The following is a 10,763-nucleotide window of genomic DNA, read 5'->3' on the forward strand; positions in this document are numbered from 1 at the left end:
CCTGTTAACCCCGACGTCGTCCGGCCGGGCTAGCGTGGCGGCATGGCCGAAAACCTTCTGTCCCCCAGCCCTGATGGGCGCCGGGTTTACGTTGCCCTGGGGGATTCCTTCACCGAGGGGGTGGGGGACTACAACGCCCGGCTGCCTAACGGGGTGCGGGGCTGGGCGGACCGGGTGGCGGAGCAGCTGGCCAAAGCGGACCCCGGGTGGAAATACGCCAATCTCGCGATCCGCAGCAAAAGGCTGCGGCACATCATCGCGGAACAGCTGGAACCCGCGCTCGCCATGGAACCGACGCTGATCACCTTATACGCGGGCGGGAACGACATCCTCGATATCGGCACCGACATCCACACTCTGATGAAGGACTACGAATTCCTCGTCGCGAGACTTGCCGCCAGCGGGGCCACGGTGGTGCTGTTCACCGGCTTCGATGTCCGGGTCTCAGCGCTCCTGGAACCGCTCAAGCGGCGGAACGCCGTCTACAACCAGCGGGTCCGCGAGGTGGCGGCGAGATACGAGGCCGTGCTGGTGGACTACTGGTGCTTCGATGCGTTCTACGATCCGCGGATGTGGGATTCGGACCGGCTGCACATGTCCAAGGCCGGCCACAAGTATCTCGCCGGCCAGGTCCTGGACCAGCTCGGGGTGCCGCACAAGGTCAAGGCCAAGGACTGGGCGCCGCCGGCGAAGCCCGGCCTCCGGGACTGGGAACGCCGGCAGCGCCGCTGGGTCCGGGACTGGGTCCTGCCGCTCTTCGCCCGCAAGCTCCGGGGCGTCACGCTCGGGGACGAGCTCAGCCCGCGCTGGCCGGAGCCGGTCAGAGTCCCGCCCAAGGCAGGACTGAAGAAACTGACCGCCAGGATCCCCGCAGCCTGAACGGTGTTCCCCCTGGGGCAGTCGGCGTCAGCTGTCCAGCAGGTTCTCGTAGCCAGGCGCCACCCGGCTCGCGTGGAACTCCTCGACGTCGAACTCGGCAACGCCGTTGACGTAGAACGGATCCCTGGCGAGCGAGGCATCCAGGGCGCCGCGGTCCGCGTTGGAGAGCAGCAAGGCGCCGGTGCGCGGGATCTTCCGCCCCGCGACCATAAAGATGCCCTGGTCGAAGGCGTCCTGCAGCCACGTAACGTGCGCCGGAAGGTGGAAGTCAACGATCTCTTCGGGGACCTTGTAGGTCAAGGAGACTACATACATGGGGTTAGCCTACCGCCTGCCCCCCGCTGCAGAGACGGGATATTTCCGGCACGGAATCCGGCGAAGTTGAACCGTCAATCTTTAATTCTCCTAGACTGTATCCATGACTGAACCGCGCTGGCTGAACGCCGACGAACGCCGGGCCTGGCTGGCCCAAGTGAGCATCAACACCCTGCTTCCGGCAGCCCTGGACACGCAGCTGCACCACGAGCGCAAGCTGTCCCTCTTCGACTACAACGTCCTCGCGATGCTTTCCGAAGCCGACGGACGCTTTCTGCCCATGAGCGAACTTGCCGCGCGCACGAGTGCCTCCCTGTCCCGGCTCTCCCATGTGGTCACCAAACTGCAGACCCGGGGCTGGGTGGAGCGCCGCCCGCACCCCGGCGATGCCAGGGTCACGACGGCGCACCTCACCGACGCGGGAATGGAAACCATCAAGGAGCTCGCCCCGGGCCACGTCGAGGCTGTGCGTTCGCTCTTCCTCGACGCCCTGAGCAAGGAGGACGTCGCTGACCTCGCCCGGATCGGCGAGAAGATCGTCGGCCGCCTGGACAAGGACCACTGGATCCTGCGGGACAGCCAGCAGGCCTGAGGGCCGCCGCAGAACCGTCCCCCGTCCGGCGTCGCCTAGTGTGGGCACTATGGAATCGCCGATCGACAGCTACCTGCGCCAGATCCACGCCGAGATCGCCCAGCTCAAGGACGGCAAGCCCTACAGCTCCATCCCGGCGATGGCCAACGTGGACCCGGACAACTTCGGCATCGCCCTCGCCACCGTGGACGGTAAGGTCTATGAGATCGGTGACACCCGCGAGGAATTCACCATCCAGTCCATCTCCAAGCCCTTCACCTACGGGCTGGCCCTGGAGGACCTGGGCAGCGAGGCCGTGGACGCCAAAGTGGACGTGGAACCGTCGGGTGATTCCTTCAATGAGATCTCCCTGGCCGAGGGGACCGGCCGGCCGGCCAACGCGATGATCAACGCCGGTGCCCTCACTGCCACCTCGCTGATCAGGGGATCCGGCGGGCAGTCCGGCTTCAAGCGGATCCTCAGCACGTATTCCGCTTTCGCGGGCCGGCAGCTCTCGGTCAGCGAGAAGGTCTTCGAATCCGAGCTCAAGCACGGCCACCGCAACACCGCACTGGCGTACCTGCTGCGCTCCTTCAACATCATCGAGGATGACCCTACGCCGGTCCTGGCGGACTATTTCCGCCAGTGCTCCGTCCTGGTGAACTCCTACGACCTCTCGATTATGGCCGCCACCCTCGCCAACGGCGGCCGGAACCCGCTCAGCGGCAAACAGGTGCTGGAGATCGGCCCGGTGGAACGCGTGCTGTCCGTCATGATGACCTCCGGCATGTACGACGACGCCGGGGCCTGGATCAGCAGCGTGGGCATGCCGGGAAAGAGCGGGGTGGCCGGCGGGATCATCGCCGTGCTGCCCGGCCAGGTGGGCCTGGCGGTCTATTCGCCGCCGCTGGATGAGCATGGCAGCAGCGTCCGCGGACTGGCTACCGCCCAGCGCCTTTCCCGGGACATGGAACTGCACTTCGTCCGCGCGGCCCGGACCGGACGGTCCGCCATCCTCGCCGCGTACGACGTGACCGAGACGCCTTCGGGGATCCGCCGGAACGACGAGGCCGCCGACGTGCTCCGCGCCCACGGCCACCGGGCGCGGGTGATCGAAGTCAACGGCGACCTGCTTTTCGCCGGCACAGAGTCCATGGTGCGCGAGCTCAGCAGCCTGCCGGACGAGGTAGAGCTGGTGGTCCTGGACCTGCGCCGCACCGACCAGGTCAGCGAGGTGGCCGTGCGCATGCTGGGAATGTCCCGGGAAAGACTGACCGGCGCCGGCCGCGAACTCGTGCTGATCGAGGCGGACGGCTCCGTCGCGGAGGCATTGGGACTCTCAGCACGGCATCCGGTGCCGTCCTTCGCGACCCGGAGCTCCGCCGTCGAATACTGTGAGAACCGCCTGCTGGAGCGCCATGGTGACCACCTGCTGCTGCCGGACATCGTGCCGGTCACCGCATCGCCCGCCCTGGCACCCCTGGACGAGGCGGATGCCGCAGCGCTCGAAGCCCTGATGACCCCGAAATCCTACGACGAGGGCGACGTCATCCGGCGCGTCGGACTGCGGTTCGGCGGGGTCTACTTCATCACCTCGGGAAGGGTCAGCAGCACCTCCCCGGGGCCCACCGCGGAGCGGGTCAAGCTGAACACACTCAGCGCTGGCATGACGTTCGGGGAGCTGGCGCTGGGCAGCGGGAACCGGCAGGAAACCACCGTCAGGGCGGTAGGCCCGGTCCAGGTCATGGTGCTCAGTGCCGAGGCGATCGACGAGCTGGAGTCAAGCGACCCGCGGCTGGCCCTCGCCCTCTGGAAGGCCCTGACCCGGGACGCCTACACCCGGGTGGAGCAGTACCTGCGCGAGTCGGCGGTCCGGATCCGCGAGTAGCGGCGTCGGGGACCTTTGGCCCGCTTTGTTGCTTCCGGCAACTACTGGCAGACTGGATCCATGGATTTCACGTCCCGCTTCGTAGCCCTCGGCGACTCCTTTACGGAAGGCGTCGGCGACGACGACCCCGCCCGCCCCAACGGCGTCCGGGGCTGGGCGGACCGGGTGGCCGAGCAGCTGGGCGCCGCGGATCCGGACTTCGGCTACGCGAACCTCGCCATCCGCGGCAAGAAGCTGCGCCAGATCATGGCCGAACAGGTCGACGCCGCCGTGGCCCTCAAACCAACACTGGTCAGCATCTACGCCGGGGCCAACGACATCCTCCGGCCCAAGGTCGATATCGACGACCTGCTGGTGGACTACGACGCCGGCATCCGCAAGCTCAAGTCCACCGGCGCCACCATCGTGATGTTCACCGGTTTCGACTCCCGCGGCTCCAAGATCTTCGGCACGACGCGCGGGCGCACCGCAATCTACAACGAACTGGTCCGCGGCATCGCCGGCGACCACGGCGCCCTCCTGGTGGACTACTGGCGCTTCAGCGAGTACTACGACTGGGGAATGTGGGCGACCGACCGGATGCACATGTCCGCCGCGGGCCACGCGAACATGGCCAAACGCGTCCTCACCGTGCTGGAACATGACCACTCGATCGACATCCCGCCCATGACTCCGGTCCCGGAGCTGAACCGGGCCGAGGCAATCCGGGCCAATGCCCGCTGGGTGCGCGAATTCGCCGGACCGTGGGTGGTCCGTCGCGTCACCGGAAAGTCTTCAGGCGACGGACTGGCACCGCGCTACCCCCGGCTCACGCATCTCTAGGCCCGGAATCCCGAAGTCGCGATCAGTTCCCCGTTGCCGAGGACGGCAAGCACCTCGACATCCCAGCTGTCCGTGGCCCAGTCCAGCATCCGCCGACCGCCGGCAACGACCGCCGTCGCCAGGACGTCCGCGGTAACAATGTCCGTGGCCGCCACGGAGACCTGGCGGAATTCGGAGCGGCGGAATTCGGTGCGGCCTACTCCTGCCTTCCAAATGTGGTCGCCGCGCTCGGCGCTGCCGGACGTTGCCAGTGCGGCGAAGCGGCCGGCGCCGCCCAAAGGGAACCCTGAGAGCAGCGCCCCGCGATCCTGCGGATCCACGATGCCGGCCAGCCACGGGGACCCTGTTCCCGGGGCGGGCGAGCCGCTCACCAGCACATCGCCCCCGGCGTTCAGGCACCAGTCCTCGACACCGACGGACTCCAGCGCGGTGGCTGCCTGGTCGATCGCGTAACCCTTGATGATTCCGGAAAGGTCCAGCACGCCGTCGGGCCGCTCGGGGGTGAAAAATCCCTCGGTCAGCAGCCGCCAGCCGGTGGCATCCTCAAAGCGGGCGCGGAAGGCCGCCGAAGCGTCCCGGAGCGTGACCTCGCCACGGGCCATCCGGCTCGCCTCGGAATCCGGGCGGTACAGGCTGAACATGGCATCCAGCCCCACAAACACGCGTTCGACGGCGGCCGTGGCACCTTCCAGCACCAGCCCGCCGTCCGCTGCCCCGCCGGTGGCGGTGGGCAGGGCGAGACTGATGACCGTCCCCATGCACTGGAAAGTCCTGCTTTTCAGTGTCGGGGCGCTGCGCGCCGGGCTCCCGGCGGCTAAGGGCTTAGAAGTTTGCTGCATCGAGGGCTGCCTGAAGCGAACTCAAATACGCGTCACTGGTGACGGTGGCGCCACCAATCGTCTGCACTTGGGCGGACTGGGCCTTGATGACCTCCGCGCGCAGCAGCGGAGCTGCCCGCTTACTGATTTGCACGGACTTGCGGTCCTCGTCGGTGAGTTGGAGGGCGGTCACATCCGTGATCGCGCCGGCCTTTACCGTGATCTGGACCTGGACGGCGCCGAAACGGGTCTGGACGAGGCTGCCGGCATAGCTCCCGGCGCCCTGCGCCGTGGCCCCGGCAGAACCCGAAGAACCCGTGGAGCTGCTGGATCCGCTTGAGGAGCCCGAACCGGAAGATCCTGACGTGGTCCCGCCGGCGGCTGCCGATCCGGACGAGGCCCCGCTGCCCGCTGCCGAGCCGGACGAGGTCCCGTTGGACGTGGTGGCCGACGTGGTCGCCGCCGCGCTCCCCGTGTCGGCGACGTGCGCGCCGGACTGCCAGCCGACCAGAAGGATCCCGGCGGAGGCCAGTGCTGCAGAAACCGCTGCTCGTATTCTCACCAGTCGAACCTTTCGTTGTGGAGTTGTTCTTCACGGACACCCGCCGAGCGGGCTTCGCTGATCACACTGCGCGCCCAGGCGGTCGGGCCGCAGATATACACGTCGGCGTCGGCAACGTGTGGAGCGTAGCTTGCCAGCCGATGTCCTGACCGGACGGCCGACTCCGGCATCCAGCCCCGCTCGCCGGTGGTCCGTGCGCCCGTGAGATGGAACAAGGTGGCGCCGCGTCGGCGGCAAAGTTCCAGGATTTCTGCGCCCAGATACAGTTCGGCCGCACTGTGGCCGCGGAGAATCACCGTGGCGTTGCCCGGTTCAAAGGGGGTGCGCTCCAGCAGGGCGCGGATCGGGGTGATGCCGATGCCCGCTCCGATCATCACCACGTGGTCCCGGCTGCGGGCCGCCGTGCTGAAGAGTCCGTAGGGCCCCTCGATGGCGACCCTCGTCCCGGGCTTCAGCCGTGCCAGCTGGGCCGAACCCCGGCCGAGGTTGCGGACGGTGATGCGCAGTCTGCCCCGCCCCGAGGAATCGAACAGCACGGGTTCCGCGGAGAGGCTGAAGGGGTGCGGATGCCACCACGCGCCCCGGGAAAGGAACCGCCAGATGAAAAACCTGCCGCCGTTGCCGGCCAGCTCGTCGAGGTGACGGCCTGTCAGTTCAATGCTGACGACGCCGGGCGCCTCCGTCACGACGCGGCTGACCTTCAGTTGGTGCCGGACCGTGGCGACGATTGGCTCAAGTACGCGGTAGTGGGCCAGGGCGGCCCCGGTGGCGATGCAGATGGCGATCCAATACCAGCGCTGCCACGTGCCCTCGGCGAAGAGGGCGCCGGTGCTGAACTGATGCGGGATCGCCGTGATGACGGCGGCGTAGGTCAGCAGGTGCACGGAGTACCAAAACTCGTAGGGAAACCGGCGCCGGACGGCCACGAGCGAGGTGACGACCACGGCAATGAACAACCCGGTCGACACGATGGCGAGCCACATGTCGGGGACCAGTACCCAAAGGGACACCAACTCACTGACTGGATCGAGCCCTTCGGCCATCCCGTATCCGACTGCGATCAGGACTCCGTGTGCGAGCAGCAGGTAAAGCGACGGTTTGCCGAGTTTGCGGTGAAATTCAAGGGCCCGGTCGTGTCCTACGGCGCCGTCGATCAATGGAAGACGCGCTACCAGCAGCAACATCAGCAGCACAAGGTCCATACCGGCAAGGCCGGCCACGATTCCCAGGGCCGTGAACGAGCCGGCAAGCGTCGAGAACCCGGTGGCGCCGCCGTCGGCGAGCCACAGCGCAATGGCGGCGGCCACCGAAGACCAAGCGAGCACGGTCAGCAGGTCCGCCCGCAACAAGCGTCTCCGGACCTGACCGCGGAACCGCTCCACGGGAGTGCGGCGGCCCCTGCCAGGGACGGCCGTCTGGAGTGAAGTGTTCATGGTTATACGGTCCGCCGCCCGCCTATCATTTTGCTGTGAAAGCGCTAGGGTGCCGATGTGACTTCGCCGGGAACCGGCTGGCGTCCCTTATACACCTCCGGGCAACGGATTGGTCTTTAATTCGTCAAGCTCGTAGACTTGGTAGGCGCTAGGTGGCGCGGAGCGTGTGCAATTGCTCCGGTTGGCGGGATTTGCCTGAGATATTGGCAGTCCTGATGGCCGGTAGTTAGGGGCTCAAGTTGCGTGCACTCCTGTATTCGCCCAGCATCCCGGCACTTCGCCGTGGTTTTCCTTCATGGATACCGCGGCCGGTGCCCGTGGCCCACAGTCTTCGCCGCAGTGAGGAAATCAGCCGGTTCAAGCCGTCTGCCTGAACACCGCGGAACTACCGAGACTCAGTGGGCGCTGGATGCGGACGCCGCCTGTCGCACGGTCACGCGGGAACTCCGCCGATCGTTTCATTTATTTTTGAGGAGAGTCGTCATGGCAGCACACTGCCAGGTGACCGGAGCCGAGCCGGGCTTTGGACACAGCATTTCGCACTCGCACCGTCGCAACAAGCGCCGGTTCGACCCGAACATCCAAAAGAAGCGCTACTGGGTTCCGTCCCTGCGCCGTAATGTCACTCTGCAGCTCTCTGCAAAGGGCATCAAGACCATCGACGTGCGTGGCATCGACGTAGTCGTCGCCGCAATCCTGGCACGAGGAGTGAAGCTCTAATGGCTAAGGACAAGGACGTACGTCCGATCATCAAGCTCAAATCGACCGCGGGCACGGGTTACACCTACGTGACGCGCAAGAACCGTCGTAACGATCCGGACCGCATGGTTCTGAAGAAGTACGACCCCCGCATCCGTAAGCACGTCGAATTCCGAGAGGAGCGCTAACCACATGGCTAAGAAGTCAATGATCGCTAAGAACGAACAGCGTAAAGTCATCGTCGAGCGTTATGCTGCAAAGCGCCTCGAACTGAAGAAGGCTCTGGTTGACCCCGCGTCGACTGACGAGGCTCGCGAAGCTGCACGCCTCGGCCTGCAGAAGCTGCCCCGCAACGCCTCACCGGTACGTCTGCGTAACCGCGACATCATCGATGGCCGCCCGCGCGGTACCTTCCAGAAGTTCGGTATCTCCCGTGTTCGCTTCCGCGACATGGCTCACCGCGGTGAGCTCCCGGGCATCACGAAGTCTTCCTGGTAATTCAGCACTCCTGAATCCAGTGGCTTGAAGAAGGGCCGGCGCCAGTAGGTGCCGGCCCTTTTTGTGTTTAAAGGCTCGACGGCGGACCCGACGCCGGGCGGCCCGCGGACAGCATGCCGGCGTCCGGCGGACAGCGACAAGGGCGATCCGCGGACACCAACCGAGGGCCAGTTCGCAGCCCGGAGTGGGTGACGCAGCCCACAGGGGCCAGTATCCGCCCTGGTGGTCGTTTGGGCGCCCTGGCGGGGGCCGTTTTTGGTGTGGTGGCGGGGTTTTTGGGGGTGTGGGGGTGGATTTGTGTGTGGTCGGTGGGGTGTGTAGAGTAGTTCGAGTCGCCGCCGCTGTTGCGGAGAGTTTGCGACCGACCCCCTGGCAAATATCCTGAAAATGGTTCGCTTTTTGGCGTGCTGTGTGAGGGTGGGGGCCCTTCTCGTGGGCTTGGTGATCGCGGAAACGCTGATTTGCTTAGCTTCGGGAGTTCGGGTAAGTTTGTGAAGTTGCTCCGGAGCGATCCGCGACCTGTGGTTGTGGTGGTGCCGGGTGTGTCTGTTGTTTGAGAACTCAATAGTGTGCCAAGTTTGTTGATACCAATTTATTGTATTGAATTGGTTGAATTGACTGGATCCGCCACCCCGTGGTGTGGTCTGGTTTTTACAGCTGGTTTCAAATTTTGTGCATTGTGTGCATCCCGTTTTCCCGGGGGCGCATGGTGTGTCTGTTTTACTTCAACGGAGAGTTTGATCCTGGCTCAGGATGAACGCTGGCGGCGTGCTTAACACATGCAAGTCGAACGATGATGCCAGCTTGCTGGTGGATTAGTGGCGAACGGGTGAGTAACACGTGAGTAACCTGCCCTTAACTCTGGGATAAGCCTGGGAAACTGGGTCTAATACCGGATATGACTCCTCATCGCATGGTGGGGGGTGGAAAGCTTTATTGTGGTTTTGGATGGACTCGCGGCCTATCAGCTTGTTGGTGAGGTAATGGCTCACCAAGGCGACGACGGGTAGCCGGCCTGAGAGGGTGACCGGCCACACTGGGACTGAGACACGGCCCAGACTCCTACGGGAGGCAGCAGTGGGGAATATTGCACAATGGGCGAAAGCCTGATGCAGCGACGCCGCGTGAGGGATGACGGCCTTCGGGTTGTAAACCTCTTTCAGTAGGGAAGAAGCGAAAGTGACGGTACCTGCAGAAGAAGCGCCGGCTAACTACGTGCCAGCAGCCGCGGTAATACGTAGGGCGCAAGCGTTATCCGGAATTATTGGGCGTAAAGAGCTCGTAGGCGGTTTGTCGCGTCTGCCGTGAAAGTCCGGGGCTCAACTCCGGATCTGCGGTGGGTACGGGCAGACTAGAGTGATGTAGGGGAGACTGGAATTCCTGGTGTAGCGGTGAAATGCGCAGATATCAGGAGGAACACCGATGGCGAAGGCAGGTCTCTGGGCATTAACTGACGCTGAGGAGCGAAAGCATGGGGAGCGAACAGGATTAGATACCCTGGTAGTCCATGCCGTAAACGTTGGGCACTAGGTGTGGGGGACATTCCACGTTTTCCGCGCCGTAGCTAACGCATTAAGTGCCCCGCCTGGGGAGTACGGCCGCAAGGCTAAAACTCAAAGGAATTGACGGGGGCCCGCACAAGCGGCGGAGCATGCGGATTAATTCGATGCAACGCGAAGAACCTTACCAAGGCTTGACATGAACCGGAAACGCCTGGAAACAGGTGCCCCGCTTGCGGTCGGTTTACAGGTGGTGCATGGTTGTCGTCAGCTCGTGTCGTGAGATGTTGGGTTAAGTCCCGCAACGAGCGCAACCCTCGTTCTATGTTGCCAGCGCGTTATGGCGGGGACTCATAGGAGACTGCCGGGGTCAACTCGGAGGAAGGTGGGGACGACGTCAAATCATCATGCCCCTTATGTCTTGGGCTTCACGCATGCTACAATGGCCGGTACAAAGGGTTGCGATACTGTGAGGTGGAGCTAATCCCAAAAAGCCGGTCTCAGTTCGGATTGGGGTCTGCAACTCGACCCCATGAAGTCGGAGTCGCTAGTAATCGCAGATCAGCAACGCTGCGGTGAATACGTTCCCGGGCCTTGTACACACCGCCCGTCAAGTCACGAAAGTTGGTAACACCCGAAGCCGGTGGCCTAACCCCTTGTGGGAGGGAGCTGTCGAAGGTGGGACTGGCGATTGGGACTAAGTCGTAACAAGGTAGCCGTACCGGAAGGTGCGGCTGGATCACCTCCTTTCTAAGGAGCACCTACAGTCACCTTGCCCC

11 protein-coding genes and 1 rRNA gene are annotated in these 10,763 nt (G+C 64.5%); 8 read left to right on the forward strand and 4 right to left on the reverse strand.

Annotation, left to right across the window (positions count from 1 at the left end; translation table 11 throughout):
- Positions 1-42: 42 nt before the first annotated feature.
- Positions 43-879 carry an SGNH/GDSL hydrolase family protein gene (locus tag AC1MFL_RS10230; RefSeq protein WP_479809480.1) on the forward strand — a complete coding sequence of 279 codons (837 nt, stop codon included), beginning with the start codon at positions 43-45 and terminating at the stop codon, positions 877-879.
- A gap of 27 nt (positions 880-906) precedes the next feature.
- On the opposite strand, the gene AC1MFL_RS10235 is transcribed toward AC1MFL_RS10230, so the two are convergent.
- Entirely contained in the window at positions 907-1,194 is a 288-nt protein-coding gene (locus tag AC1MFL_RS10235; RefSeq protein ID WP_226759245.1) for a YciI family protein, read from the reverse strand.
- Between the two features lie 103 nt (positions 1,195-1,297).
- On the opposite strand from AC1MFL_RS10235, the gene AC1MFL_RS10240 reads away from it, so the two are divergent.
- From AC1MFL_RS10240 to AC1MFL_RS10250, 3 genes are read left to right on the forward strand one after another with little or no spacing between them, the layout of a single operon-like run.
- The gene (locus AC1MFL_RS10240) at positions 1,298-1,786 is read left to right on the forward strand and encodes a MarR family winged helix-turn-helix transcriptional regulator (protein ID WP_226759244.1); all 489 of its coding nucleotides are present in this window, start codon (positions 1,298-1,300) and stop codon (positions 1,784-1,786) included.
- A gap of 49 nt (positions 1,787-1,835) precedes the next feature.
- The gene (glsA, locus tag AC1MFL_RS10245) at positions 1,836-3,653 is read left to right on the forward strand and encodes a glutaminase A (RefSeq protein ID WP_479809481.1); all 1,818 of its coding nucleotides are present in this window, start codon (positions 1,836-1,838) and stop codon (positions 3,651-3,653) included.
- A gap of 60 nt (positions 3,654-3,713) precedes the next feature.
- A complete protein-coding gene (locus AC1MFL_RS10250; RefSeq protein ID WP_479809482.1) occupies positions 3,714-4,475 on the forward strand; it encodes an SGNH/GDSL hydrolase family protein in 762 nt (253 codons plus the stop codon).
- On the opposite strand, the gene AC1MFL_RS10255 is transcribed toward AC1MFL_RS10250, so the two are convergent.
- The 3 genes from AC1MFL_RS10255 to AC1MFL_RS10265 all read right to left on the reverse strand — a co-directional run bounded on the left by AC1MFL_RS10255 (position 4,472) and on the right by AC1MFL_RS10265 (position 7,288).
- Positions 4,472-5,233 (reverse strand): FAD:protein FMN transferase, encoded by a 762-nt coding sequence (locus AC1MFL_RS10255; RefSeq protein WP_479809483.1) that lies wholly within the window; start codon positions 5,231-5,233, stop codon positions 4,472-4,474. The two genes, AC1MFL_RS10250 and AC1MFL_RS10255, sit on opposite strands and share 4 nt — an antisense overlap.
- A 64-nt stretch (positions 5,234-5,297) precedes the next feature.
- The gene (locus AC1MFL_RS10260) at positions 5,298-5,855 is read right to left on the reverse strand and encodes an FMN-binding protein (RefSeq protein WP_479809484.1); all 558 of its coding nucleotides are present in this window, start codon (positions 5,853-5,855) and stop codon (positions 5,298-5,300) included.
- The gene (locus AC1MFL_RS10265; RefSeq protein WP_479809485.1) at positions 5,852-7,288 is read right to left on the reverse strand and encodes a ferredoxin reductase family protein; all 1,437 of its coding nucleotides are present in this window, start codon (positions 7,286-7,288) and stop codon (positions 5,852-5,854) included. The genes AC1MFL_RS10260 and AC1MFL_RS10265 overlap by 4 nt, the downstream gene beginning before the upstream one ends.
- Before the next feature lie 483 nt (positions 7,289-7,771).
- Between AC1MFL_RS10265 and rpmB the strand changes: the two genes are divergently transcribed.
- From rpmB to AC1MFL_RS10285, 4 genes are all read left to right on the forward strand, one after another.
- Positions 7,772-8,008, forward strand: coding sequence for a 50S ribosomal protein L28 (rpmB, locus tag AC1MFL_RS10270; protein ID WP_056342125.1), 237 nt, complete (start codon positions 7,772-7,774; stop codon positions 8,006-8,008).
- Positions 8,008-8,175, forward strand: coding sequence for a 50S ribosomal protein L33 (gene rpmG, locus AC1MFL_RS10275; RefSeq protein ID WP_011693743.1), 168 nt, complete (start codon positions 8,008-8,010; stop codon positions 8,173-8,175). The genes rpmB and rpmG overlap by 1 nt, the downstream gene beginning before the upstream one ends.
- A 4-nt stretch (positions 8,176-8,179) precedes the next feature.
- Positions 8,180-8,485 carry a 30S ribosomal protein S14 gene (rpsN, locus tag AC1MFL_RS10280; RefSeq protein WP_011693742.1) on the forward strand — a complete coding sequence of 102 codons (306 nt, stop codon included), beginning with the start codon at positions 8,180-8,182 and terminating at the stop codon, positions 8,483-8,485.
- 725 nt (positions 8,486-9,210) lie between these two features.
- Positions 9,211-10,734 (forward strand): 16S ribosomal RNA (locus AC1MFL_RS10285).
- Positions 10,735-10,763 lie beyond the last annotated feature (29 nt).

The sequence above is a fragment of the Arthrobacter sp. BG3 genome (assembly GCF_056680185.1).